General features: G+C 71.6%; 22 protein-coding genes and 1 riboswitch. Of the genes, 12 read left to right on the forward strand and 10 right to left on the reverse strand.

All coding sequences use genetic code 11. From position 1 onward, the window contains the following. Positions 1 to 122 precede the first annotated feature (122 nt). The 8 genes from ACWCRD_RS11040 to ACWCRD_RS11075 all read left to right on the forward strand — a co-directional run bounded on the left by ACWCRD_RS11040 (position 123) and on the right by ACWCRD_RS11075 (position 10,638). Positions 123 to 1,886 (forward strand): hypothetical protein, encoded by a 1,764-nt coding sequence (locus ACWCRD_RS11040; RefSeq protein WP_450965564.1) that lies wholly within the window; start codon positions 123 to 125, stop codon positions 1,884 to 1,886. Then, positions 1,876 to 2,235 (forward strand): hypothetical protein, encoded by a 360-nt coding sequence (locus tag ACWCRD_RS11045; RefSeq protein ID WP_450965565.1) that lies wholly within the window; start codon positions 1,876 to 1,878, stop codon positions 2,233 to 2,235. The genes ACWCRD_RS11040 and ACWCRD_RS11045 overlap by 11 nt, the downstream gene beginning before the upstream one ends. 10 nt (positions 2,236 to 2,245) lie before the next feature. Next, entirely contained in the window at positions 2,246 to 3,289 is a 1,044-nt protein-coding gene (locus ACWCRD_RS11050; RefSeq protein ID WP_450965566.1) for a hypothetical protein, read from the forward strand. A gap of 181 nt (positions 3,290 to 3,470) precedes the next feature. Further along, entirely contained in the window at positions 3,471 to 5,000 is a 1,530-nt protein-coding gene (locus ACWCRD_RS11055; RefSeq protein WP_450965567.1) for an aldehyde dehydrogenase family protein, read from the forward strand. Between the two features lie 131 nt (positions 5,001 to 5,131). Beyond that, entirely contained in the window at positions 5,132 to 6,661 is a 1,530-nt protein-coding gene (locus ACWCRD_RS11060; RefSeq protein ID WP_450965568.1) for a GMC family oxidoreductase, read from the forward strand. After that, entirely contained in the window at positions 6,661 to 7,722 is a 1,062-nt protein-coding gene (locus tag ACWCRD_RS11065; protein WP_450965569.1) for a quaternary amine ABC transporter ATP-binding protein, read from the forward strand. Before ACWCRD_RS11060 ends, ACWCRD_RS11065 begins: the two co-directional genes overlap by 1 nt. After that, positions 7,722 to 9,665: an ABC transporter permease gene (locus ACWCRD_RS11070; RefSeq protein WP_450965570.1), complete on the forward strand. Its 1,944-nt coding sequence runs from the start codon at positions 7,722 to 7,724 to the stop codon at positions 9,663 to 9,665. The genes ACWCRD_RS11065 and ACWCRD_RS11070 overlap by 1 nt, the downstream gene beginning before the upstream one ends. Position 9,666: 1 nt before the next feature. Further along, positions 9,667 to 10,638 (forward strand): ABC transporter substrate-binding protein, encoded by a 972-nt coding sequence (locus ACWCRD_RS11075; RefSeq protein ID WP_450965571.1) that lies wholly within the window; start codon positions 9,667 to 9,669, stop codon positions 10,636 to 10,638. On the opposite strand, the gene ACWCRD_RS11080 is transcribed toward ACWCRD_RS11075, so the two are convergent. From ACWCRD_RS11080 to ACWCRD_RS11090, 3 genes are read right to left on the reverse strand one after another with little or no spacing between them, the layout of a single operon-like run. Further along, complete coding sequence (locus tag ACWCRD_RS11080; RefSeq protein WP_450965572.1) at positions 10,639 to 11,367, reverse strand: isocitrate lyase/PEP mutase family protein; 729 nt, start codon at positions 11,365 to 11,367, stop codon at positions 10,639 to 10,641. Continuing rightward, the gene (locus ACWCRD_RS11085; RefSeq protein ID WP_450965573.1) at positions 11,364 to 11,810 is read right to left on the reverse strand and encodes a carboxymuconolactone decarboxylase family protein; all 447 of its coding nucleotides are present in this window, start codon (positions 11,808 to 11,810) and stop codon (positions 11,364 to 11,366) included. The genes ACWCRD_RS11080 and ACWCRD_RS11085 overlap by 4 nt, the downstream gene beginning before the upstream one ends. Continuing rightward, complete coding sequence (locus ACWCRD_RS11090; RefSeq protein ID WP_450965574.1) at positions 11,807 to 12,304, reverse strand: carboxymuconolactone decarboxylase family protein; 498 nt, start codon at positions 12,302 to 12,304, stop codon at positions 11,807 to 11,809. Before ACWCRD_RS11090 ends, ACWCRD_RS11085 begins: the two co-directional genes overlap by 4 nt. Before the next feature lie 47 nt (positions 12,305 to 12,351). Here ACWCRD_RS11090 and pdxR point away from each other — a divergent pair, with 47 nt between their 5' ends. Beyond that, positions 12,352 to 13,752 (forward strand): MocR-like pyridoxine biosynthesis transcription factor PdxR, encoded by a 1,401-nt coding sequence (gene pdxR / locus ACWCRD_RS11095; protein ID WP_450965575.1) that lies wholly within the window; start codon positions 12,352 to 12,354, stop codon positions 13,750 to 13,752. 129 nt (positions 13,753 to 13,881) lie between these two features. Here the strand turns inward: pdxR and ACWCRD_RS11100 are convergent, their stop codons facing one another. Together ACWCRD_RS11100 and rocD are read right to left on the reverse strand one after the other, a co-directional pair. Beyond that, complete coding sequence (locus tag ACWCRD_RS11100; RefSeq protein ID WP_450965827.1) at positions 13,882 to 14,721, reverse strand: hypothetical protein; 840 nt, start codon at positions 14,719 to 14,721, stop codon at positions 13,882 to 13,884. A gap of 184 nt (positions 14,722 to 14,905) precedes the next feature. Then, complete coding sequence (rocD, locus tag ACWCRD_RS11105; RefSeq protein ID WP_450965576.1) at positions 14,906 to 16,111, reverse strand: ornithine--oxo-acid transaminase; 1,206 nt, start codon at positions 16,109 to 16,111, stop codon at positions 14,906 to 14,908. 104 nt (positions 16,112 to 16,215) lie between these two features. Beyond that, positions 16,216 to 16,305, forward strand: a riboswitch (ZMP/ZTP riboswitch). Positions 16,306 to 16,347: 42 nt separating this feature from the next. On the opposite strand from rocD, the gene ACWCRD_RS11110 reads away from it, so the two are divergent. Beyond that, positions 16,348 to 17,799: a glycine hydroxymethyltransferase gene (locus tag ACWCRD_RS11110; protein WP_450965577.1), complete on the forward strand. Its 1,452-nt coding sequence runs from the start codon at positions 16,348 to 16,350 to the stop codon at positions 17,797 to 17,799. A 72-nt stretch (positions 17,800 to 17,871) separates the two neighbouring features. Here ACWCRD_RS11110 and ACWCRD_RS11115 read toward each other — a convergent pair whose 3' ends face one another. The 3 genes from ACWCRD_RS11115 to ACWCRD_RS11125 all read right to left on the reverse strand — a co-directional run bounded on the left by ACWCRD_RS11115 (position 17,872) and on the right by ACWCRD_RS11125 (position 20,244). Next, complete coding sequence (locus tag ACWCRD_RS11115) at positions 17,872 to 18,528, reverse strand: hypothetical protein (protein ID WP_450965828.1); 657 nt, start codon at positions 18,526 to 18,528, stop codon at positions 17,872 to 17,874. Between the two features lie 179 nt (positions 18,529 to 18,707). Beyond that, positions 18,708 to 19,655 (reverse strand): hypothetical protein, encoded by a 948-nt coding sequence (locus tag ACWCRD_RS11120; RefSeq protein WP_450965578.1) that lies wholly within the window; start codon positions 19,653 to 19,655, stop codon positions 18,708 to 18,710. Further along, positions 19,642 to 20,244, reverse strand: a complete 603-nt coding sequence (locus ACWCRD_RS11125; protein ID WP_450965579.1) for an RNA polymerase sigma factor — start codon at positions 20,242 to 20,244, stop codon at positions 19,642 to 19,644. The genes ACWCRD_RS11120 and ACWCRD_RS11125 overlap by 14 nt, the downstream gene beginning before the upstream one ends. Positions 20,245 to 20,333: 89 nt before the next feature. Here ACWCRD_RS11125 and trpS point away from each other — a divergent pair, with 89 nt between their 5' ends. Both trpS and ACWCRD_RS11135 read left to right on the forward strand, forming a co-directional pair. Beyond that, positions 20,334 to 21,347 carry a tryptophan--tRNA ligase gene (trpS, locus tag ACWCRD_RS11130; RefSeq protein WP_450965580.1) on the forward strand — a complete coding sequence of 338 codons (1,014 nt, stop codon included), beginning with the start codon at positions 20,334 to 20,336 and terminating at the stop codon, positions 21,345 to 21,347. Positions 21,348 to 21,484: 137 nt separating this feature from the next. Beyond that, on the forward strand, positions 21,485 to 22,063 hold the full coding sequence (locus ACWCRD_RS11135; protein ID WP_450965581.1) for a 2'-5' RNA ligase family protein: 579 nt from the start codon (positions 21,485 to 21,487) through the stop codon (positions 22,061 to 22,063). Positions 22,064 to 22,073: 10 nt separating this feature from the next. Here ACWCRD_RS11135 and ACWCRD_RS11140 read toward each other — a convergent pair whose 3' ends face one another. Both ACWCRD_RS11140 and ACWCRD_RS11145 read right to left on the reverse strand, forming a co-directional pair. Continuing rightward, positions 22,074 to 22,829: a decaprenylphospho-beta-D-erythro-pentofuranosid-2-ulose 2-reductase gene (locus ACWCRD_RS11140; RefSeq protein ID WP_450965582.1), complete on the reverse strand. Its 756-nt coding sequence runs from the start codon at positions 22,827 to 22,829 to the stop codon at positions 22,074 to 22,076. Between the two features lie 492 nt (positions 22,830 to 23,321). After that, on the reverse strand, positions 23,322 to 24,677 hold the full coding sequence (locus ACWCRD_RS11145) for an FAD-binding protein (protein ID WP_450965583.1): 1,356 nt from the start codon (positions 24,675 to 24,677) through the stop codon (positions 23,322 to 23,324). Positions 24,678 to 24,724 lie beyond the last annotated feature (47 nt).

The following is a 24,724-nucleotide window of genomic DNA, read 5'->3' on the forward strand; positions in this document are numbered from 1 at the left end:
TCCCTGCTCTCCGTGTCCGTCCCTTGGCATTCCGCTTCCACCCGTCCCACCCGCCCCTCTATGCTGATGGTTTGTCAACTGAACGTCTGACAACGGTCTTTCCACGCATCGGGGGAGTTCGCGTGAGCACCGCATTCGTGCCACAGCAGCCGCAGCCGACGACGCCCACAGGAGCGCCACCCACACCACCGCCCACTCCGCCGCACGCCAGCGAGGCGACCCGGCTGCTGTGCGCGGGCACCTATCTGGACTCCGGTTACCGCGACCGCGTGATCGAGGAACTGCACCTCAACGAGCAGCGGATCGTGGCGCCCTCGCTCGGCTTCGACGCCGCCCGCGTCCTCGCGCACGCCCTGCGCGCCCGCCGCCAGGAGCTGCTGTGGGCCGGGGCGATCCTCGGGCTGTGGGTGGTCGGCTCGGCCCTCAGCGGAGGGCTGCTGCTCCTCTTCCTCTGGCCGAGCGTGCTGCTCGCCCTCGCACCGTGGGTCAGGGGGCGCGGTGAACAGCCGCCGCTGTACCGCCGGATCGCCGCGTTCCTCGTCCGCTGGTGGGGCCGTATCTTCTTCGCGACGATACTGGCCCTGCTCGTCGTCGCCGCGTTCGGCGGCGGCTCGGAGGACAGCTCCTCCTATGGTTCGTACAGCTCGGACTACGGCTACGGCTATTCGGACTCGCCGAGCGTCGGCGATGCGCTCTCGCCGAGCAGCCTCGCCGACGCGGTCAGGCCGTGGCAGGCCTGGCTCACGCTCGCCGTGTTCGCGCTCATCGCCTGGTGTGTGCACGTCCAGCGCCACCAGTTCAGCCGCGCACTGGCGGCCGAGCTCTCCCCGCAGCGCTTCCCGGACGCCGCCTCGGACCCCGCCGAGCAGGCCGAGAACCCCCGCTTCCAGCGGCTGAAGCAGCGCATCCGCGTCGAGCAGCACGCACCGCTGGTCATGTACCACGAGGCGCGTCCGTTCTGCGGGGCCGGAGCGGCGTACAACACCTGGGTGCTCGCCGTCGAACTGCGGCGGGACGAGCTGAAGAAGCAGCAGCCGCTCAGCAACCGCGCGGTCCTGGAGCGGGTCCGCCCGCTGCTCGAACAGCTCCGCGTCCCGGCCGAGTACGCGGGCCCCGGCGTCCGCGACCGGCTGCGCTGGCTGGAGATCGACGAGTGCGTGTTCCTGCCCGCGGAGGGGCTGCTCACCCGGGACCAGGCGCCGTACACCCCGCAGGCCTTCGAGGAGCACCGGGCGCGGGCGGTCGAGGAGGGCGCCGAGAAGCGGCGGCACTTCCTGCGCATCCGCGTCGGCGGCTGGGAGGAGGAGCTGGTCGTCACGGTCTTCGTGCGCATCCACACCCAGGGCCGGATGCTGATGCTGGAGATCGCGCCGCATGTGCTGACGCCGGTGCGTGCGGAGTTCAAGGATGCCGACCGTACGGCGCACCGATTCCGCAACAACAACGTGCTGGGCAAGGCGGCCGGCGCCGTCGTCCTGGTGCCCGCCTCGGCGGGGCGCTCGCTCGCCCAGCTCGGCCGCGGCCTGGTGTACGTGTGGCGGTTGCTGACCGGCGGGTACGCGGGCGCGCTGCCCGACGGCCCGGCCCTGTCGGTGCGTGAACTGGGCTCGGTGCAGACCGGTTCGCTCTTCCAGGAGATGGACGTGGCGCGCTATCTGAAGAGCGTGCAGGACCGGGTCGCGGGCGGGGTGCGGGCGGCGCTGGCCGAAGCCGGTTATGAGACCGGCGAGTTCGTCCAGAAGGTCGTGAACATCAGCAACGGCGACGTGCACATCGACCGGATCAGTGGCGGCGCCTTCGCCTTCGGCAGTCACGGGTCCGCTTCCTCCACCACCGACTCGGGCGGCGCCGCGCCGCAGAACGGAGCCGACAGCAATGACCGGTAAAGAGCCGAGCATCAACTTCGGCAACATCTCGGGCGGCGCCTTCGCCTTCGGCAGCCATGGGCACGCCGAGAGCAACCAGCACTACGGCGCGGCCCCGCAGCGCGACGAGGCCACCGAGCAACTACTGGAGGCGGTACGGCAGCTGCGGGCCGACCTGGAGCGGGTGAACAGCACCGAGCAGACCGTCGCGCTGGGCCAGGCGCTCGCTGACACGGAGACCGAGATCACCAGCACCGGCGAGGCCGGGCCCACGCGCCGCCAGCGTCTGCGCGAACTGCTCACCGACTCCCAGGCCCTGGTCACCTTCCTCTCCTCCGCCGGCGCCCTGGCCGGCCTCCTGGGGCGGTGAGCGGGACACGATGAGCGGGGGACAGCGGTACTGGAACGAGGACACCCAGCGCTGGGAGGACGGCACGGGCGGGCCCCCGGCGGCCGAACCGACGCTGCCGACGCCGACGCCTGCGCAGGAGGGGGCGCAGGTCACCGGCCCGGCCTACCCGGCGCCCCCGACCTCGACTCCCACCGTGGGGACGGAGACTCCCACCGTGGGCGCGGCGCAGGGCTGGCCCGGCAGCGGTGCGGACAGCGCCTGGCACGGTCCGGGGACCGAGGGCGCCGTGCCCGAGTGGTCCAGTGGTGCCTCCTGGACGCCCCCCGAGCCGCTCCCCGCCCCCGCCCCCGCCGCAGGGCCGGGCCGGCGGCTCGTCTGGTCCGTGGTCGTCGGCGCCGCCGTGGTCGGGGTCGCCGTGAGCCTCGTACTGACCCTGGTGGTCGGCAAGGACGACGGGTCGGGGAAGAGGCACGTGGCGGCGAGTCCCGCCCCCTCCTCGACGGCCTCCGCGTCGCCGGACGTGTCGCAGTCGCCGTTCGCCGACGACACGGCATCGCCGTCCCCTTCGGCCTCCGCGCCGCCCGCGGGGTACGAGCTGCGTGACGACACGGAGGGGTTCCGGATCGCGATACCCGAGGGGTGGTCGCGCAGCAGCGTCGCTTCGATATACGGGATGGCCGTGGTCAACTACCGCAGCGCCGACCGGAAGCACCGGCTGCAGGTGTACCAGGTGCAGGAGTCGTCCCCCGACGCTTCCTTCCAGCTGTATCTGTCCGACCAGACCCGTAAGCCCGCAGGTTTCAAGAAGCTCGATCTGCAGAAGCTCGACGACGGCGGGTTCACCGGCTCACGGCTGGAGTACCAGGCCGACACGATCAAGGGCGAACCCGACGTCGGCACCTGGCACGTCTACGACGAGCGCTTCGTCGCGGCGGACGGGAACATCTACGCCATCGCCTCCTACGGCCCCGGCTCCGACAGTCATGAGGACCAACTCACCCAGCTCGCCACGGCGTTGGACTGGTTCTGCCCGCCCTACACGACCTGTGACGCGAACCCGGGGACCGACTGACCGCTCTCCGTTCCACTCCGCTCCCCTTTCGCCCTGTTTGTCCGCATTTTCAGTGACGCAGCGCACTTTCCGCCATGGATTGCGCATGCAACCGAAGGCGGGGGGCAGGCGCTCACGGTCCTCATGAGGGACACACGTGTCACTCAGGGGCACCGAACAGGAACGGAAGGCAATACGGATCATGGCGGAGAGAGCGGAAACCCAGGGGCTGGACGCGCAGGCGACCATCCACGTGGCAGGGGAATGGCGAGAAGCCTCCTCCGGTGCCACGCGCGAGATCATCGACCCCGCGGACGGCCAGGGCTTCGCTCTGGTTGCGGAGGGAGACGAGAAGGACACCGATCTGGCGGTCGCGGCCGCCCGGCGCGCCTTCGACCACGGCGACTGGCCCCGCACCCCCGTGGCCGAGCGCGCCGCGCTGCTGCGCCGCGTCGCCGACCTCCTCGTGCGCGACCGCGAGCGGCTCGGGCTGCTGGAGAGCCGCGACGCAGGCAAGACCGTCGAAGAGGGCCGGGTCGACATCGACTGCGTCGCCGACGCCTTCCGCTACTTTGCCGACCTGGTCGCCGGCGAGGCCCCGGGCCGGGTCGTCGACGCGGGCTCGCCCGACATCCACAGCGTCGTCGTGCACGAGCCGGTCGGGGTCTGCGCGCTGATCACTCCCTGGAACTACCCGCTCCTCCAGGCCAGTTGGAAGATCGCCCCGGCTCTCGCGGCGGGCAACACCTTCGTGATCAAGCCGAGCGAGATCACCCCGCTCACCACCATCGCGCTCATCGACCTGCTCTCCGAGGCCGGGCTCCCCACCGGCGTCGCGGGCATCGTCACCGGCCCCGGCCACACGGTCGGCGCCCGGCTCGCCGAACACCCCGACGTCGACCTGGTCTCCTTCACCGGCGGCCTGGTCAGCGGCACCAAGGTCGCGCAGGCCGCCGCCCCGAGCGTCAAGAAGGTCGCCCTGGAACTCGGCGGCAAGAACCCCAACGTCGTCTTCGCCGACGCCTGCGCGACGGACGAAGGGTTCGACACCGCCGTCGACCAGGCCCTGAACGCGGCCTTCATCCACAGCGGCCAGGTCTGCTCGGCCGGCTCCCGCCTCATCGTCGAGGAGTCCGTACGGGAGCGCTTCGTCGCCGAACTCGCCCGCCGGGCCGCCCGGATCCGCCTGGGCCGTGGCACCGAGGAGGGCGTCGAGTGCGGTCCCCTCGTCTCCGCGCAGCAGCGCGCCAAGGTCGAGTCGTACGTCGCCTCCGCGCTGGCCGAGGGCGCGGTGCTGCGGACCGGCGGCAAGCGCCCCGAGCCCTCTCCGGAGCGCCCCGCGGGCGGCTACTTCTACGAGCCGACCGTTCTCGACCAGTGCCACCGCGAGATGCGTGTGGTGCGCGAGGAGGTCTTCGGGCCGGTGCTGACGGTGGAGACCTTCCGCACCGAGGACGAAGCGGTCGCGCTCGCCAACGACACCGAGTACGGCCTCGCGGGTGCCGTCTGGACCGCCGACGCGGGGCGGGCCCGGCGGGTGGCCGGCCGGCTGCGGCACGGCACCGTGTGGATCAACGACTTCCATCCCTACCTTCCGCAGGCGGAGTGGGGCGGGTTCGGCAAGAGCGGGGTGGGGCGTGAGCTGGGCCCTGCGGGGCTGGCCGAGTACCGCGAGAGCAAGCACGTTTATCAGAACCTGGCGCCCACGGCTGTGCGCTGGTTCCGCGGCTGAGACTGCGCTGCGCTGCCGTGCCGCGGATAGGCCGTCGTCGTCTGCGGGCCCGTTGTGGCTGGTCGCGCAGTTCCCCGCGCCCCTTGGGGCGCCCCGGCGCCCCCCTCAAGACTTACCTGGAGTTACCCCCCATGTCCGAGAACACCCAGATCTACGACTACGTCGTCATCGGCGGCGGTACGGCCGGGTCCGTCATCGCCTCCCGGCTGACCGAGAACCCGGACGTCACCGTTGCCGTCATCGAGGGCGGCCCCAGTGACGTCGGCCGTGAGGACGTGCTGACGTTGCGCCGCTGGATGGGCCTTCTTGGCGGTGAGCTGGACTACGACTACCCCACCACCGAGCAGCCACGCGGCAACTCGCACATCCGGCACAGTCGGGCGCGGGTGCTCGGTGGCTGCTCCTCGCACAACACGCTGATCGCCTTCAAGCCGCTGCCGTCCGACTGGGACGAGTGGGAGGAGGCCGGCGCCAAGGGCTGGGGCGCGGTGCCCATGGAGGCGTACTACGCCCGGCTGAAGAACAACATCGTCCCGGTCGACGAGAAGGACCGGAACGACATCGCCAACGACTTCGTCGACGCCGCTCAGCACGCCCTCGGCGTCCCCCGGATCGAGGGCTTCAACCGCTCGCCCTTCACCGAGGGCGTGGGCTTCTTCGACCTCGCCTACCACCCCGAGAACAACAAGCGGTCGTCGGCTTCCGTGGCGTATCTGCACCCGGTGATGGACGAGCGCGAGAACCTGACGATCCTCCTGGAGACCTGGGCGTACAAGCTGGAGCTGAACGGCACTCGGGCGGAGGGCGTGCACGTCCGCACCAAGGACGGGGAGGAGATCCTCGTACGGGCGCGCAGCGAGGTGCTGCTCTGCGCCGGCGCCGTCGACTCCCCGCGGCTGCTGCTGCACTCGGGCATCGGTCCCCGGCAGGACCTGGAGGCGCTCGGCATACCCGTGGCGCTCGATCTGCCGGGCGTCGGCGAGAACCTGCTCGACCACCCCGAGTCGGTGATCGTCTGGGAGACCCACGGCCCCCTCCCGGAGAACTCCGCGATGGACAGCGACGCCGGGCTGTTCGTGCGCCGCGACCCCGAACACCAGGGCCCGGACCTGATGTTCCACTTCTACCAGGTGCCCTTCACGGACAACCCGGAGCGGCTGGGCTACGAACGGCCCCGGTACGGCGTCTCGATGACGCCCAACATCCCGAAGCCGAAGAGCCGCGGCCGGCTGTACCTGACCAGCGCCGACCCGTCGGCCAAGCCCGCCCTCGACTTCCGGTACTTCACGGACGAGGACGACTACGACGGCCGCACCCTGGTCGACGGCATCCGCATCGCCCGCGAGATCGCGCAGACGGAGCCGCTGGCGAGCTGGCTCAAGCGCGAGGTGGCACCCGGCCCGCACATCACCGGCGACGAGGAGCTGAGCGAGTACGCGCGCAGGGTCGCGCACACCGTGTACCACCCGGCCGGGACCTGCCGTATGGGGGCGAGCGACGACGAACTTGCCGTCGTCGACCCGCAGTTGAGGATCCGCGGTCTGGAGGGGATCCGCATCGCGGACGCCTCCGTGTTCCCGACCATGACCGCCGTGAACCCGATGATCGGAGTGCTGATGGTCGGGGAGAAAGCCGTAGACCTGATCGGAAGTGGTGCGTGATGAACGCGACGAACGTGATGAGCAAGCCGGTCTTCTCCGTCGAGGGGCTGTGGAAGGTGTTCGGCCCGAAGGCCGACCGGGTTCCCGCCGATCCCGGACTGACCTCGCTGCCACCCGCCGAACTCCGCGCCCGCACCGGCTGCACCGCCGCCGTCCGTGACGTCTCCTTCGACGTGCGCAAGGGCGAGGTGTTCGTGGTGATGGGCCTGTCCGGCTCCGGCAAGTCCACGCTGGTGCGCTGTCTGACCCGGCTGATCGAGCCGACGGCCGGCACGATCGCCATCGACGGCGAGGACGTCCGCGCCATGGACAGGTCCCGGCTGCGCGAACTGCGCCGCCACCGCGCCGCCATGGTCTTCCAGCACTTCGGCCTCCTGCCGCACCGCACGGTCCTCGACAACGTGGCGTACGGCCTGGAGATCCAGGGCGTGGGCAGGTCCGAGCGGCGGGCACGCGCCCAGGAGGTCGTCGCCAAGGTCGGCCTGGACGGCATGGAGCAGCGCCGCCCGAGCCAGCTCTCCGGCGGTCAGCGGCAGCGCGTGGGTCTCGCCCGCGCCCTGGCCGTCGACCCCGAGGTCCTGCTCTTCGACGAGCCGTTCAGTGCCCTCGACCCGCTGATCCGGCGGGACATGCAGGAGGAGGTGGTCCGCCTGCACCGCGAGGAGGGCCGCACGATGGTCTTCATCACGCATGACCTGAGCGAGGCCCTGAAGCTCGGCGACCGCATCGCCCTGATGCGCGACGGCCGGGTCGTCCAGCTGGGCACCCCGGAGGAGATCGTGGGCAGCCCGGCCGACGACTACGTCCGCGAGTTCGTCCGGGACGTCTCCCGCGAGCAGGTCATGACCGTACGCACGGCCATGCGGCCCGGGGACTGCGGCGGCACGGAGCATCCCGGGGCGCTCGCGCCGGGTGAGCTCGTCGCCGACGCGATCAAGGTCGTGGCCACGACCGGCAAGCCGGCGTGTGTGGTCGACGACGGCCGCTGCCTGGGGGTCGTCGACCACGAAAGGCTCCTCGGCGTCGTCGCCGGAACGGAGCCTCGGAAGGAGGCGGCCTGATGGCCACCGTCACCGCATCCGCCCCGCGCGTACTGCCCGGCGGTCTGCTGAAACACCGTGCGGTGCAGAAGCTGCTGCTGCTCGCCCTCGCCGCCGCGGTCCTCGTCCCCCTCGCCAACGCGCAGTGGGCCAGCGGCAGTTGGCCCGCCGCCCTCACTGTCGACCTCACCAAGCCGCTCACCAGCGCCAGCAACTGGATCATCGACAACCGGGACAGCAACCCGCTGTTCCTCTACTTCTTCGGCTACATCAGCAACGCGGTCGTGATCTCCGTACACGCCGTCTATCTGGTGCTCCTCGCCGCGGGCTGGGCCGGCGTCACGGCCATCGGCGCCCTCGTCGCCTGGCGCGTCGCCGGAGTCCGGCTCGCCCTGGGGACGGGCGCCGCGTTCCTGGCCTGCGGTCTGCTCGGCATGTGGGTGCCGACCATGCAGACGCTAGCGCTCATGGTGGTCGCCGTACTCGTGTCGGTCGCCGTCGGCGTGGTCCTCGGGCTCGCCGCCGGGCTATCGGGCCGTCTCGACCGCGGCCTGCGCCCGGTCCTCGACACCATGCAGGTGCTGCCCGCCTACGCGTATCTGCTGCCCGTCGTCCTGATCTTCGGCATGGGCGTGCCCGCCGCCGTCCTCGCGACCGTCGTCTACGCCGCCCCGCCGATGGCCCGCCTCACCGCCCTCGGTCTGCAGGGCGCCGACAAGGAGGTCCTGGAGGCCGTCGACTCGCTCGGCGCCACCGCGCCCCAGCGCCTGCTGACCGCCAGGATCCCGCTGGCCCGCAAGGAGCTCCTCCTCGGCCTCAACCAGACGATCATGATGGCGCTGTCGATGGCCGTCATCGCCTCCGTCATCGGCGCCGGGGGCCTCGGTGACCGCGTCTACCAGGCGCTGGCCTCCGTCGACGTGGGCGCGGCGCTCGCGGCCGGCATCCCGATCGTGCTGCTCGCCGTCGTACTGGACCGGGTGACCGGCGCCGCGGGCGAGCAGTCCGGCGAGGAGCCCGGAAGCCTGAGGCCGTGGCTCTACGCCGCTGCCGCCGCCGTGGCCGTCGCGCTCGCCGGACGGCTGGCGGGCCGCCTCGACTGGCCCGACTCCTGGACGTTCGACATCGCCGAGCCGGTCAACCGCGCCGTCGACTGGATGACCGCGCACCTGTACTCGGGTGTGCCCGTCGTGGGCGGCACCGCCGACTGGGCGGGCCACTTCACCACCTGGGTGCTGAACCCGGTCCGCAGCGGCCTGCAGTCGCTGCCCTGGTGGTCGGTCCTGCTCGTCGTCGCCGCTCTCGCCTGGCTGATCGGCACCTGGCGCACCGCGCTCACCGCGGTCCTCGCCATGGCCGCGATCGGCGTGCTCGGCGTGTGGCAGCCCTCGCTCGACACGCTCTCCCAGGTGCTGGCGGCCGTCGCCGTCACCCTGGTCCTGGGCTTCGCGATCGGTATCGCGGCGGCCCGCAGCGACCGGTTCGAGCGACTGCTGCGTCCCGTCCTGGACGTCTTCCAGACGATGCCGCAGTTCGTGTACCTGATCCCGGTGGTCGCACTGTTCGGCGTCGGCCGCGCGCCCGCCGCGGCGGCCGCCGTCGTCTACGCGCTGCCCGCCGTCGTCCGCATCACCACGCAGGGCCTGCGCCAGGTCGACCCGGCCGCCCTGGAGTCGGCCCGCTCGCTCGGCGCGACCCCGGCCCAGCAGCTGCGCCAGGTGCAGCTCCCGCTCGCCCGCCCGGCGTTGCTGCTCGCCGTCAACCAGGGCGTGGTCCTCGTCCTCGCCGTCGTCGTCATCGGCGGCCTGGTCGGCGGTGGCGCGCTCGGCTACGACACCGTCTTCGGCCTGGCACAGGGCGACCTGGCGACCGGCCTGGTGGCGGGCGCCGCGATCGTCTGCCTCGGCCTGATGCTCGACCGGGTGACCCAGCCGACCGAACGCCGCGCGAAGAAGGGAGCGTGACATGCGACTTCGTACGAGTACGAGGACGACTGTGAGTACGGCCGCCGTGGTGGGCTCCCTGGTGCTGCTCACCGGCTGCGGTGCCGCCGACATGACCAAGCAGGCGTCCCCGTTCGCCAATGCGCAGGGCGCCAAGAGCGTGACCCTGTCCGTCCAGTCGTGGGTGGGCGCGCAGTCCAACGTGGCCGTCGCCCAGTACCTGCTGGAGCACAAGCTGGGCTACCGGGTCGACACCGTCCAGGTGGACGAGGTCCCCGCCTGGGACGCGCTGAGCCAGGGCCGCGTCGACGCCATCCTGGAGGACTGGGGCCACCCCGACCAAGAGAAACGCTACGTCGACGACAAGAAGACCATCGCGCGCGGCGGCGGCCTCGGGGTGACCGGCCACATCGGCTGGTATGTGCCGACGTACCTGGCCAAGCAGCACCCCGACATCACGAACTGGAAGAACCTCAACAAGTACTCGTCGCTGTTCCGCACCGCGGAGAGCGGCGGCAAGGGCCAGCTGATGGACGGCTCACCGTCCTACGTCACCAACGACAAGGCGCTGGTGAAGAACCTGAAGCTGGACTACCAGGTGGTGTTCGCGGGCTCCGAGGCCGCGCAGATCACCCAGATGAAACAGTTCGCCAAGGAGAAGAAGCCCTTCCTGACGTACTGGTACGCGCCGCAGTGGCTGTTCAAGAAGGTTCCCATGACCGAGGTGAAGCTGCCGCCGTACAAGGAGGGCTGCGACACGGACCCGGCGAAGGTCGCCTGCGCCTACCCGCACACCCCGCTGCAGAAGTACCTCAACGCGGACTTCGTGAAGCGGGGCGGCAAGGCGGCGGCCTTCCTGAAGAAGTTCAAGTGGACGACCGAGGACCAGAACGAGGTCTCCCTGATGATCGCCGACCAGAAGCTGACCCCGGAGCAGGCGGCGAAGAAGTGGGTGGACAGCCACGCGTCGACGTGGAAGGCGTGGCTGTCCTGATCACTTCAGCTTGTTCAGCTGCTCGGCCATCCCCTGCAGCGCCAGCGCCGCCCAGTGCTGCAGCCCGGGCCCGAACGTGACGCGGGTGGCCCCGAGTGCACCGAGTTCGGTGGGCGAGGGGCCCCTGCCGTCCAGCGTGCCGTGCACATTGACCGGCCCCTGGATCCCGGACCGCAGCAGCGGCAGTACGTCCGCCGGGGCGCCGATCGGATAGATGCAGTCGGCGCCTGCGGCGACATACAACGCGGCCCGCTCGATGGCCCGTTCGGGGTTGCCGTCCCCGTAAGAGAAGGTGTCGACGCGGGCGTTGACGAAGAGCCGGTCGCCCGCCGCGTACCGCACCTCGGCGAGCCACTCGGCGTGCTCGTGCGGGTCCTTGAGGACACCCCCGTTCGAGTCCTCCAGGTTGCAGCCCACGGCGCCCGCCTCCAGGAGCCGCTCCACCAGCTCTTCGGGCGCGAGCCCGTAGCCGTCCTCGACATCCGCCGACACGGGCACGTTCACGGCTCGTGCGATGCGCGCCACCGCGGCGAACATCTCGTCGGCCGGCGTGGACCCGTCCTCGTGTCCGAGGGAGGCGGCGATCCCCGCGCTGGGCGTCGCGAGCGCGGGGAAGCCGGCCTCGACGAACACCCGGGCGCTCACCGCGTCCCAGGGGCCGGGCAGGACGAGCGGGTCGTCCGGGGCGCGGCGCCTGTGCAGCGCGCGGAAGACATCCACCTTGCTCATGGCGTGTGACCTCCCGGCGGGATCCGGCGGCTGACCATCACCCGGTTCCAGTTGTTGATGGCGACGATCAGCGCGATGAGATGCGCGAGCCGCGGCTCGTCGAAGTGCTTGGCGGCGGTCGCGTACACCTCGTCGGGCACGAACCCGTCCGTCATGACCGTGACCGCCTCCGTGAGCGCGAGCGCGGCTCGTTCCCGTTCGTCGAAGACGCCGTCCCCGGCCTCCTCCCAGGCGGCGAGCAGGTCGAGCTGCCGCTCGCTCACGCCGTGTCGGCGGGCCAGGGCCAGGTGCATGTCCAGGCAGAACGCGCAGTGGTTGAGCTGCGAGGCCCGGATCACGACCAGTTCGGCGAGGGCGGGGTCGCCGAGGCCTCTTTTCGCGGTCGCGCTGAGCGCCGACAGGGCCTGCCCGACCTCGGGGTCGAGGAGGGTCGTACGGCTCACTTGTGCTGCCCGGCCTCGTAGTGGCCGGGAGCCATGCGGCAGGTCACGCCGAACCGGTTCCACGCGTTGATCACCGTGATCGCGGCGATCAGCTGCGCCAGCTCGGGCTCCTCGAAGTGCTTGGCGGCGTGCTCGTACACCTCGTCCCTGACGAAGCCGTCGGTCAGCACGGTGACCGCCTCGGTCAGCTCCAGGGCGGCGAGCTCCTTCTGGGTGTAGAAGTGCTTCGACTCCTCCCAAGCGCCGAGCTGGACGATCCGCTCGACGCTCTCCCCGGCGGCGAGCGCGTCCTTGGTGTGCATGTCCAGGCAGAACGCGCAGTGGTTGAGCTGCGAGGCACGGATCTTCACCAGCTCCAGCAGCTTCGGGTCGAGGCCCCGCCGGGCGGCCGCGTCCAGGCGGACCATCGCCTTGTAGACCTCGGGGGCGTGCTGCGCCCACAGCAGTCGGGCGGGCTGCTCGGGCGCGTATGCGGTGGCTTCGTCTGTCGTCATGCCTTCGACCCTAGAAGCGAGGCAGCCCAGCGGTATGGTCCATTCCCATGGCGAAATCCTGGGCCACTTTGGGCGTCGACCTGCACCTGGAGCCGACAGGTCCCGGCCTCCGCAGAGGGCTCACCGACGCCCTGCGCGAGGCCGTCCGCACCGGCCGGCTGGCCCCCGGCACCCGACTGCCCTCCTCCCGCACCCTCGCCGCCGACCTGGGCATCGCCCGCAACACGGTCGCCGACGCCTACGCCGACCTGGTCGCGGAAGGCTGGCTGACGGCTCGGCAGGGCTCGGGCACCCGGGTGGCCGAGCGGGCGGTGAGCCGGCCCGCCGCGCCCGCACCCCGCTCCCGTACGGTCGACCGCCCCGCCTACGACCTGATCCCCGGCACCCCCGACCTGGCGTTCTTCCCCCGCGCCCAGTGGCTCAAGGCCGCCCGCCGCGCCCTCACCGCGGCCCCGTACCGGGCCCTCGACTACGGTGACCCGCGCGGCCGCATCGAACTGCGCACCGCCCTCGCCGACTACCTCGCCCGCGCCCGGGGCGTACGCACCGACCCCGAGCGCATCCTGGTGTGCGCGGGTATCTCGCACGGCCTGCGCATTCTCGGCGCGGTACTGCGGACGCGCGGCGCGAGGACGGTCGCCGTGGAGTCGTACGGCCTGTACGTGCACTGGGACCTGCTGGCTCAGGCCGGTCTGCGGACGGTCCCGCTGCCGTTCGACGAACGCGGCACCAACCCGGGGGAGCTGACCGGCGAGGACGCGGTCCTGCTCACTCCCGCCCACCAGTTCCCGATGGGCGGCACCCTGCACCGCGACCGGCGCGCCGCCGCCGTCGACTGGGCGCGCCGCACCGGCGGCCTGCTCGTAGAGGACGACTACGACGGCGAGTTCCGCTACGACCGCCAGCCGGTCGGCGCCCTCCAGGGCCTGGACCCGGACCACGTCGTCTACGCGGGCACGGCCAGCAAGTCCCTCGCCCCCGGCCTCAGACTGGCCTGGCTGGTCCTGCCGCCGGACCTCGCCCGGGAGGCGGCGAAGGCCAAGGGGCACATCGACTCCTGCGGGGCCCTGGACCAGCTGACGCTCGCCGAGTTCCTCACCTCGGGCGCCTACGACCGCCATGTGCGGGCCGCCCGGCTGCGCTACCGCCGCCGCCGTGACGCGCTCGTCGCGGAACTCGCACGACGTGCTCCGCAGGTCAGTGCCACGGGTATCGCGGCGGGCCTGCACGTGGTGCTGCGGCTGCCGCCGGGCACCGAGCAGGCGACGCTGCGGGCGGCGGCCTGGCAGGGCCTCGCGGTGCACGGACTGCACCGCTACCGCCACCCCGAAGCGACCGTCGAGCCGCACGACGCGCTGGTGGTGGGCTACGGGACCCCACCGGACAGCGCATGGGCCGGCACCCTGGACGCGCTGTGCGCGGCTCTGCCGGAATCGGCAGAGCCGTAATCCGTAGCAGCCGGCCTCAACTCCCCGCAGCGGGCCCCTTGACGGCCTTTCCGGCACCTTCATTCGGTGCGGAAAGAATGCCCGTGCATCCCGATTTGCCAGCGGATATGCAGCCGCAGGGGCATTCGCTCAGGCCGTTTCCGCGGTCGTGGCGTCCGCCGTCGGCGCCTCCCCGAACCGCGCCAGCGCCAGCGCCCCCACGACCGCGACCAGGAACCCCAGCACCGCAAGCCAGGCCAGCCCGTCCCTGGTGCGGTCCCCGAGCCACACCACACCCACCGCCGCCGGCCCGATCGTCTCACCGATCACCATCCCGGCGGTGGCGGTGGTCACCGAGCCGCGCTGCAACGCCGACGTCAGCAGCAGGAAGGCCGCGCCCCCGCCGATGAGGAGGGCGTAGGTCGCCGGGTTGGTGAGCAGTTCTGACGGTGCGAGCGAGTCGATCAGCCGCACCGACACCTCCACCACCCCGAACCCGAACCCGGCTCCCAGGCCGAGCACCAGCGCCCGCCCCCGCCCGGACCACCGCCCCCCGAACAGGCCCAGCAGCAGGACCACGACGGCGATCGCGAGCATCGCGTACTTCAGCGCCGTCGACCCTTCGCGATTCCCCTCGGCCCCGGACGCCAGCCCCAGCATGGCGAGACCGGCGCACACCACCCCCACCGCACCCCACTCCGTCCCGCTCAGCCGCACCTGCAGCAGTCGCGCCGCGACCACCCCGGTCACCGCCAGGCTGGACGCGAGCGCCGCGGCCACCGCGTAGATCGGGATCGAGCGCAGGGCGACGATCTGGAACAGGAACCCCAGCCCGTCCAGCGCCAGCCCGGCCAGATACCGCCACTGCCGCAGGGCCCGCAGCAGCAGCGCCGCCTCCCCGCCCCCACCCGTACCGGCCGTCCTCGCGGCAACCGCCTGCAAAACCGTCGCGGTACCGAAGCAGACCGCCGCGCCCAGCGCGCACACCATCCCAAAGATCACGAAGTGACTGTAGGGGAGACGTACAGCAAGCGGCGATGCCCCCGGCTTCCGCTCTCACCGATCGTTGGCTTTACATACCTAAAGGAAGGTGCATATGTGGGGGTGCATATGTGGCGTTCCCCCGGGTGCCCCGTCTCTGCTGCCGCCCGGCCGGCTCACCGGGACGGGAGGCTCAGATCCCCAGCACTGCCCGCAGCTGCGCGAGCCCCCAGTCCAGGTCCTCCTTCGCGATCACCAACGGCGGCGCGATCCGCACCGTCGGCCCATGGGTGTCCTTCACCAGCACCCCCCGCTCCATCAGCTTCTCGGACACCTCCCGCCCGGTGCCGTACTGCGGCGCGATGTCGATGCCCGCCCACAGCCCCCGTCCGCGCACCGCCCGCACCCGGCCCGTGCCGGTCAACGCCCCCAGTTCCCGGTGCAGATGACCGCCCAGCTCCGCGGACCGCGCCTGGAACTCGCCCGTCCGCAGCATCGCGATCACCTCCAGCGCCACCGCACACGCCAGCGGATTCCCGCCGAACGTCGAACCGTGCTCACCGGGCCGGAACACCCCGAGCACATCGGCCGACGAGACCACCGCCGACACCGGCACGATCCCGCCGCCCAGCGCCTTGCCGAGCACATACACATCCGGGACCACGCCCTCGTGCTCGCACGCGAAGGTCTTTCCGGTCCGGCCGAGACCCGACTGGATCTCGTCCGCCACGAACAGCACGTTCCGCTCGCGCGTCAGCTCCCGCACCGCCGGCAGATAACCGGCCGGCGGCACCAGCACCCCCGCCTCGCCCTGGATCGGCTCCAGCAGCACCGCCACCGTGTTCTCCGTGACCGCCGACCGCATCGCCGTCAGATCCCCGTACGGCACGATCTCGAAGCCCGGCGTGTACGGACCGAAGTCCGCCCGCGCCTCCGGGTCGGTGGAGAAGCTGACGAGGGTCGTCGTACGGCCGTGGAAGTTGTTGCCCGCCACCACGATCTTCGCCATCTCCGCGGGCACGCCCTTGACCCGGTAGCCCCACTTCCGGGCCGTCTTCACGGCCGTCTCCACCGCTTCCGCGCCGGTGTTCATCGGTAGCACCAGCTCCATCCCGCACAGCTCGGCGAGCTCGGAGCAGAAGGCCGCGAACCGGTCGTGATGAAACGCCCTCGACGTCAGCGTCACCCGCTCCAGCTGCGCCTTCGCCGCCTCCACCAGCCGCCGGTTGCGATGCCCGAAGTTGAGCGCCGAGTAACCGGCCAGCAGGTCCAGATACCGCCTCCCCTCCACATCCGTCATCCACGCCCCGTCCGCGGAGGCGACGACCACGGGCAGCGGGTGGTAGTTGTGCGCACTGTGCGCGTCGGCGGCGGCGATGAGCGCGTCCGTCGTGTTCACGGGACCTCCCGGGGGTGTGGCAGCCGTGCAGCGGCCCCCTCTTCCTATCGTCGCTCGCATGGTGGACGCGGGACCTGCGCTCTCCGGCGTGGCCGGTAGGCTGATCGACGGGTCGTGACTGGCGCGCAAGGATGGGACGGACCATCGGGGAGCGACCCGTGTGTGACCGAGTGCCGTGCGCCTGGGCCAGACCGAGAACCGTGACCGCTTGCACGCCACGCCCGGAGGCCGACGACATGTCAGAGCAGCAGCCCCTCTCCACCGAGTCCACCGCCTTCCGCGCCGCCCTCGATGTGATCCGCGCCGTCGAGCCGCGCGTCGCGGACGCCATCGGGCAGGAGGTCCACGATCAGCGCGAGATGCTCAAGCTGATCGCCTCCGAGAACTACGCCTCCCCGGCCACCCTCCTCGCGATGGGCAACTGGTTCAGCGACAAGTACGCCGAGGGCACCATCGGCCGCCGTTTCTACGCAGGCTGCCGCAACGTCGACACCGTCGAGTCGCTCGCCGCCGAACACGCCAAGGAGCTCTTCGGCGCCCGCCACGCCTACGTCCAGCCGCACTCCGGCATCGACGCCAACCTCGTCGCCTTCTGGTCGGTCCTCGCCGACCGGGTCGAGGCCCCCTTCCTGGAGAAGACCGGCGCCCGCCAGGTCAACGACCTCACCGAGGCCGACTGGGCCGAGCTCCGCCAGGCCTTCGGCAACCAGCGCATGCTCGGCATGTCCCTGGACGCCGGGGGCCACCTCACCCACGGCTTCCGCCCGAACATCTCCGGCAAGATGTTCGACCAGCGCTCCTACGGCACCGACCCGGCGAGCGGCCTCATCGACTACGAGGCCCTGCGCGTCTCCGCCCGCGAGTTCAAGCCGCTGATCATCGTCGCCGGCTACTCCGCCTATCCGCGTCTGGTGAACTTCCGCATCATGCGGGAGATCGCCGACGAGGTCGGCGCGACCCTGATGGTGGACATGGCGCACTTCGCCGGGCTGGTCGCGGGCAAGGTGCTGACCGGCGACTTCGACCCGGTCCCGCACGCCCAGATCGTCACCACCACCACCCACAAGTCGCTGCGCGGCCCCCGCGGCGGCATGGTCCTGTGCGACGACTCCCTCAAGGACCAGGTCGACCGCGGCTGCCCGATGGTCCTCGGCGGCCCGCTTCCGCATGTCATGGCCGCCAAGGCCGTCGCCTTCGCCGAGGCGCGTCAGCCCTCCTTCCGGGACTACGCCCAGCGCATCGTCGACAACTCCCGCGCCCTGGCGGAGGGCCTGATGCGCCGCGGCGCCACCCTCGTCACCGGCGGCACCGACAACCACCTCAACCTCATCGACGTGGCCACCTCCTACGGCCTCACCGGTCGCCAGGCCGAGGCGGCCCTGCTCGACTCGGGCATCGTCACCAACCGCAACGCCATCCCCGCCGACCCCAACGGCGCCTGGTACACCTCCGGCATCCGCATCGGCACCCCCGCCCTGACCACGCGCGGCCTGGGCACCGCCGAGATGGACGAGGTCGCGGGCCTGATCGACCGCGTCCTCACCACCGCCGAGCCGGGCACCACCAAGTCGGGCGCCCCGTCCAAGGCGCAGCACGTCCTCGACCCGAAGATCGCGGACGAGATCTCCCACCGCGCCACCGACCTCGTGGCAGGCTTCCCGCTGTACCCGGAGATCGACCTGGGCTGACCAGCGCCCGCTCTTGAGTTGTCAAAGATCGATGGCGTTCGGAGACCGGTGATACTCAAAGACCGGTGACGCTCAGAGCTCGATGAGCTCCTGTCGTGGTTCCTCCCGCGGCGGTCCGGCACCCTGCCGGGCCGCCGCGCGCCGTATCAGCAGTGCCCCACCGGCCCCGGCTGCGAACCCCGGAACCGCCCACCAGACACTGCTCCGGCCGGCCCCCTGCCCGGTGGCCTGCTGCCAGGCCATCCCGCTCTCGCCGCGCCCGGCCGCGGCCGGACCGTCGCCCAGCACTTTCGCCTGCTCCAACTGCACAAACACCGAGCGCGGTGCCCGATGCCAGCGGATGTCGTCGTCCTGGACGGCCGGCGCGGGATCGCTGCGTATCCAGGGCGTGCCGTCCGCCGCCACGAACAGCTGGTCCTGGCGCTCGACGGCGATGTCACCGCCCGGCGGACGCATCGTCTGCGGCCAGCCTCCCACCCCCGTCAGCCCCCAGACCACGGTGAAGGCCACCGGCGGACGGCGCCCCTCGGCCCAGTCGTCCGGCACCCGCTCCGTCCCCTCGTAGGTCGGCCGCAGCAGCTGTCGCAGGCGGGTGAAGGCCGGCTCACCGGACCGCAGCACCGTCGTCTGCCCGGTGCCGCCCGCGATGATCATGGCCAGGTCGGGGACGTCCCGGACCTGCCCCTGCGCCGCCTCGTCAGTCCCGTCGGACGCCGCGGCCACCGGCATTCCGCACAGGACCACAGCCACCACCGCCGCGAAGAGAGCGGCGACCCGCACCCTCGGTCGACTGCTCTTCCACGCACGCATCCAGTCCCCCAACCCGTCGGTGTCGTACGGCCCGTCCCCCAACCGCCTGTCACTTCTGGTACACCGCCCGACCCGTCGGGGTTCCCACCCCGGCTGTCCTATTTCGAGGCTTCCTCCAGCGACTTCGCGATCTCCACGGCCCGGCGCTCGGACGCCACGCCCTCCAACCGGAGTGTCACGGCACCTGCACCCGTCCGGTGGGTCCACAGCAGCGTCGGCCCGGTGGCCCGCTCCCTTCGCGTGAAGCGGTTCCCGTCGGGATCGACCAGCCAGAAACTCAGCAGATGGGGGCGTGGGAACCACAGTGCGTAGTTCTGCACACCGTCCGCCGAGGGCTCTTTGCCCAGCCCGATCCACTCCGGTCCCTCGCGCAGCACCTTGGTGAAGCCGACGTCCAGCCGCTCCGGGAACTCGTCCAGTCGAACCGTGCGCCCACCCTCCCGCCGGCACAGGCTCACCAGGAACCGTCCGTGCGGCTCACTCGTCACCGCCACGGTGTCCGGCGCGCCGAGCGCGTCCGGCACCAGCGGCTCGAAACCGGCCCGGTTCCCGGCCTGTCCGAGCGACACCGAGGTGCCGCAGCCGGGCACCGAAGCACCTGGCGAGGGCGACGCCGACGGGTCGTACCGCACCTGCACCCCGCCGAAGTCGAACCAGTCGAGGACCGCGGCCCGCACCGGCGGCGTGAGCACGAGAACCGTCAGCAGAGAGCACAGGACCGTGGTCAGCGAGCGCCACCGCTGCCGGGTCCAGTGCCGGACCGCGCCCAGCCGCTCACGGGCGCCCCGGGGCTCGGCCACCGGGACCGGCACATGCTCGGCCAGTATCTGCCCCAGCACCCGCTCGACCATCGTCTCGGCGCCCGGCGAACCGGCGGCGCCGTCGCTCCCCGGCGCGTCCAGCGACCGGCCGAGCGCCCGCAGCTCCTCCGGCAGCCGGGAAGGGCCGTCCTCGCGCGCCCTCCCACGGTCCCGCCCGCCCGGCCCCGGACTCGGACCACGGCCGCCCTCACCGTCGTACGCACCCCGTCCTTCACTCACGCTCATCACCCCCTTCCCGAGGCCTGAAATCCGGCAGCAGTCGGCCCAGCTTGCGCAGAGCGCGGTTCAGCCGGGACTTGACCGTCCCGCGAGGCCAGCCCAGCGCCTGGGCCGTCTCGGACTCGTCCATCTCCAGGAGATAGCGGTAGGTGACGACCAGCCGGTGCTCCTCGCTCAGCTTCTCCAGCGCGGACAGCAGCGCCTCACGGCGCTCCGCCTCCAGGGTCGCCACCGCCGGGTCCGCCGATTCCGGTATCAGCGGCTCCGCCTCCACGAAGGCCGCCTCCCGGCCGGCGAGCGTGCGCTGCCGCGCCGCCGTGCGCACTGTGTTCCTCGTCTCATTGGCGACGATCGACAGCAGCCACGGCTTGAAGGCGGCGCCGTCCCGGAACCTGCCCAGCGCGCAGTACGCCTTGACGAAGGCCTGCTGCACCACGTCCTCCGCGTCCGCACCCGCCCCGAGCGCCGCGGCCGCCCTGAGCGCGATACCCGTATGGGCCCGCACCAGGTGCGCATACGCCTCCGGCTCCCCGGCGCGTACGCGTGCGATCACCGCGGCCTCATCGACGATGCGGCCCCCCTCCCGCGTCCTCACACCCTTGTTACACCGCAGCGGACGGATCGGTTCCCACCTGTTTCCGACCAGTTCCGGATCGGCTCGACAGACCTGAGAGAATGGTGAACATGGCCTCTGACCGACCCCGTGTGCTTTCTGGAATCCAGCCCACCGCAGGCTCGTTCCACCTCGGCAACTACCTCGGCGCCGTCCGCCAGTGGGTGGCCCTGCAGGAGTCCCACGACGCGTTCTACATGGTCGTCGACCTGCACGCGATCACGGTTCCGCAGGACCCGGCGGAGCTGCGCGCCAACACCCGGCTCGCCGCCGCCCAGCTGCTCGCGGCCGGTCTCGACCCCGAGCGCTGCACGCTCTTCGTCCAGAGCCATGTGCCCGAGCACGCACAACTGGCCTGGGTCATGAACTGCTTCACCGGCTTCGGCGAGGCCTCCCGCATGACGCAGTTCAAGGACAAGTCCGCCAGGCAGGGCGCCGACCGCGCCTCCGTCGGCCTGTTCACGTACCCGATCCTCCAGGTCGCCGACATCCTGCTCTACCAGGCCAACGAGGTCCCGGTCGGCGAGGACCAGCGCCAGCACGTCGAGCTCACCCGCGACCTCGCCACGCGCTTCAACGGCCGCTTCGGCGAGACCTTCACCATCCCGAAGCCGTACATCCTCAAGGAGACGGCGAAGATCTACGACCTGCAGGACCCGTCGATCAAGATGAGCAAGTCGGCGTCCACACCGAAGGGCCTCATCAACCTCCTCGACGACCCCAAGGCCACCGCCAAGAAGGTCAAGAGCGCCGTCACCGACACCGACACCGTCATCCGCTACGACGCCGAGAACAAGCCCGGCGTCAGCAATCTGCTCACCATCTACTCCACCCTCACCGGCAAGTCGGTGGCCGAGCTGGAGCAGGAGTACGAGGGCAAGATGTACGGCGCGCTCAAGACGGACCTCGCCGAGGTCATGGTCGAGTTCGTGACGCCCTTCCGGGAGCGCACCCAGCAGTATCTGGACGACTCGGAGACGCTGGACTCGATCCTGGCCAAAGGTGCGGAGAAGGCCCGTGCGGTCGCTGCGGAGACCCTCTCCCAGGCGTACGACAAGGTGGGCTTCCTGCCCGCCAAGCACTGAGGCACCCCGGCGCACGCGTGTACCACTCGGCAGAGCGCTGCACATCACTACGGTTGCGCCTGCCCGCGACCCGGCCGTGGCCGTACAGTCGATAGCCGACGGCTGAGAACAAATCCGTCACGACGACAGGAGACGACGTGGGGACCGTAACGATCGGCGTGTCGATCGCGGTCCCGGAGCCTCACGGCAGCCTGCTCCAACAGCTGCGCGCGGGCTTCGGCGACGCCGCTGCTCACGGCATCCCCACGCACGTCACCCTGCTGCCGCCGACCGAGGTCGACGGCAGTGACCTGCCGGTGGTGGAGGCGCATCTGGCCGAGGTCGCCGCGAGCGGCCGACCGTTCCCGATGCGGCTGTCCGGCACCGGCACCTTCCGGCCCCTGTCACCCGTCGTCTACGTGCGGATCGCCGAGGGCGCCGAGGCCTGCACCCAGCTGCAGAAGCAGCTCCGCGACCCGGCCGGCCCCGTACCGCGCGAACTGCAGTTCCCGTACCACCCGCATGTCACGGTCGCGCACGGCATCGACGACGAGGCGATGGACCGCGCCTTCGAGGAGCTCGCCGACTACGAGGCCGACTGGCCGTGCACCGGCTTCGCCCTCTACGAGCAGGGCGCGGACGGCGTGTGGCGCAAGCTGCGGGAGTACCCCTTCGGCGGCCTGGTGGTCCCGCCGCAGGCCGGGCACGTGGAGCGCGGCTCCCTGCCGACCCGGTAACCCCCGGCAGCTACAGGGGCAGTCGGCGAAACAGCCCGCGCGGCATGTGCCGCAGCGCCGACATCACCACGCGCAGCGTGCCGGGCACCCACACCGTCTCCGAGCGCCGCCGCAGCCCCAGTTCGACGGCCGTCGCGACCGCCTCCGGGGTCGTCGCGAGTGGTGTCTTGACGAGGCCGGCGGTCATCTTCGACCGTACGAATCCGGGGCGTACGACCATGACGTGCACGCCCGTGCCGTACAGCGCGTCGCCCAGGCCCTGGGTGAAGACGTCCAGGCCGGCCTTGCTCGAGCCGTAGATGAAGTCGCTGCGGCGGGCCCGCTCGCCGGCGACGGAGGAGAGCACCACCAGGGAGCCGTGGCCCTGCGTCTGCAGGGCCCGTGCGCTCACCAGGGCCGCCGACACCGCGCCCGTATAGTTGGTCTGTGCGACGCGCACCGCCCAGGCCGGTTCGCGCTCGTCGCGGGCCTGGTCGCCGAGGATCCCGAAGGCCAGCAGCACCATGTCGACGTCGCTCTCCGCGAAGACCTTCCCGAGGGCGGTCTCATGGGCGTCGGGGTCGAGCGCGTCGAAGGCGACGGTGTGCACATCGGCACCGTGGCCGCGCAGTTGCTCCGCGGCCTGCTCCAGGGCGGGCGAGGGACGTCCCGCGAGCCACACCGTGCGGGTGCGGCGCGCGATGAGACGGCGGGCCGTTGCGAGCGCGATCTCGGACGTACCACCGAGGACGAGCAGGGACTGGGGGAGGCCGAAGGCGTCCTTCACGACAGCAGCTCCTTGGTGCCCAGAGGGCGAGACGGCGGGATGGAATCGGACGTACTGCATCTTCGGGGTGCCGCCCTCGGGCCCCCGGTTGACGCGCCGCATCGGGAGAGGGCGTGGCGGCGGAGATTGGTGGTGGTGTGTCGCTCGGGTGCCGTTCCCGGCTCCTCGGTCGAGGTGGTGGATCGGGAGAGGGCGTGACGGCGTGAAGGGTGGGACGTGCTGTATTCCGGGGGGCGACCCCCGCCCCGTGTCGACGCAGCATCGTTGCAGGGCGAGGCGGCGGGAGAGGTCGGTCGTGGTGCGTCGCTCGGGTGCCGTTCCCGGGCCCCGGGGCGGCGCATCGTCGCAGCATGAGGCGGCGGGAGGGGGCGTACGTGCTGCACCTCCGGGCCCCCGGCCGACCAGCGCAACGTCGCAGCATGAGGCGGCGGGAGAGGTCGTACGTGCTGCACCTCCGGGCGACCGCCCGGCCCCCGGCCGAGCAGCGCGACGTCACAGTGCAAGGCGGCGGGACAGGTCGGACGTGAACGTGCCGCGCGGGTCGAGTTCCGTGCGCAGGGACCGGAAGTCGTCGAGGCGCGGGTACATCGCGGCGAGGAGTTCGGGGCGCAGCCGGGAGTCCTTGGCGAGGCAGACGCGGCCGCCGGCCGTGGCGACCTCCTCGTCGAGTTCGTCGAGGAGGGCGCCGAGACCGGGCAGGCACGCCGGGAGGTCCACGGCGAGCGTCCAGCCGGGCACGGGGAACGAGAGCCACCCCGGGGCGGCCTCCCCGAAGCGCTTGAGGACGGCCGGGAAGGCCGGGCAGCGCTGCTCGGAGATGCGGCGCACGATCCGGCGCAGGGCGTCCTCCTGGCCGCGTCCGACGACGAACTGGTAGTGCACGAGGCCGCCGCGGCCGTAGATGCGGTTCCAGTGGGGCACGCCGTCCAGCGGGTGGAAGAAGGCGGAGATCCGCTGCAGTCGGCCGGTACGCGCGCGTGGCGCCGTCCGGTACCGGAGCTCGTTGAGGAGGCCCACGGTGGTGCGGCCGAGCAGGCCCTCCGGGAGCAAGGCGGGGGCCGGCGGGAACTGCGGGGTGCGGAACGCCAGTGGCGCTCCACGCGCGCGTGCGGGCAGCGCGTCGAGCGGGGCGTGGTCGGCGCGGGTGAGGACCGCGCGTCCGGTCGCCGCGCCGCGGGCCAGCAGGTCGATCCAGGCGACCGAGTAGCGGTGGCGGTGGTCGGTGGCCGTCAGACGCGCCATCAGGTCGTCGAGATCCGCGGCCCGCTCCGTGTCCACCGACATCAGGGAGGTCTCGACCGGCAGCAGCCGGAAGGTGGCCGTGAGGATCACACCGGTCAGGCCCATGCCGCCGGTGGTGGCGTCGAACAGGGGCGTGCCCCGGCTCACCGTGCGGATCCCGCCGTCGGCGGTGAGGAGTTCCAGCGCCAGAACGTGCCGGGAGAAGGAGCCGGAGACGTGGTGGTTCCTGCCGTGGACGTCCGCGCCGATCGCGCCGCCGACCGTCACATGGTTCGTGCCGGGCAGCACCGGCACGAACCAGCCCAGCGGCAGCAGCACCTCCGTCAGCCGGTGCAGGGAGACGCCCGCGTCGCACAGCACGGTGCCGCCGTCGGCGTCGATCGCGTGGATGCGGTCCAGGCCCGTCATGTCGAGCACCGCACCGCCCGCGTTCTGCGCCGCGTCCCCGTACGCCCGTCCAAGGCCCCTGGGGATGCCGCCGCGGACCCCGCAGCCCCGGACGGCGGCCGCGGTCTCCTCGTACGACCGTGGGCGGATCGGACGGGCCGCGGTGGGAGCGGTGCGGCCCCAGCCGGTGACGGTGACCGGAGCGGTGTCGGGAGACATATCGGTGACCGTATCGGCCCTGTATAACCGGGCAGCAGTTAAACAGG

The sequence above is a fragment of the Streptomyces sp. NPDC002092 genome (assembly GCF_053593775.1).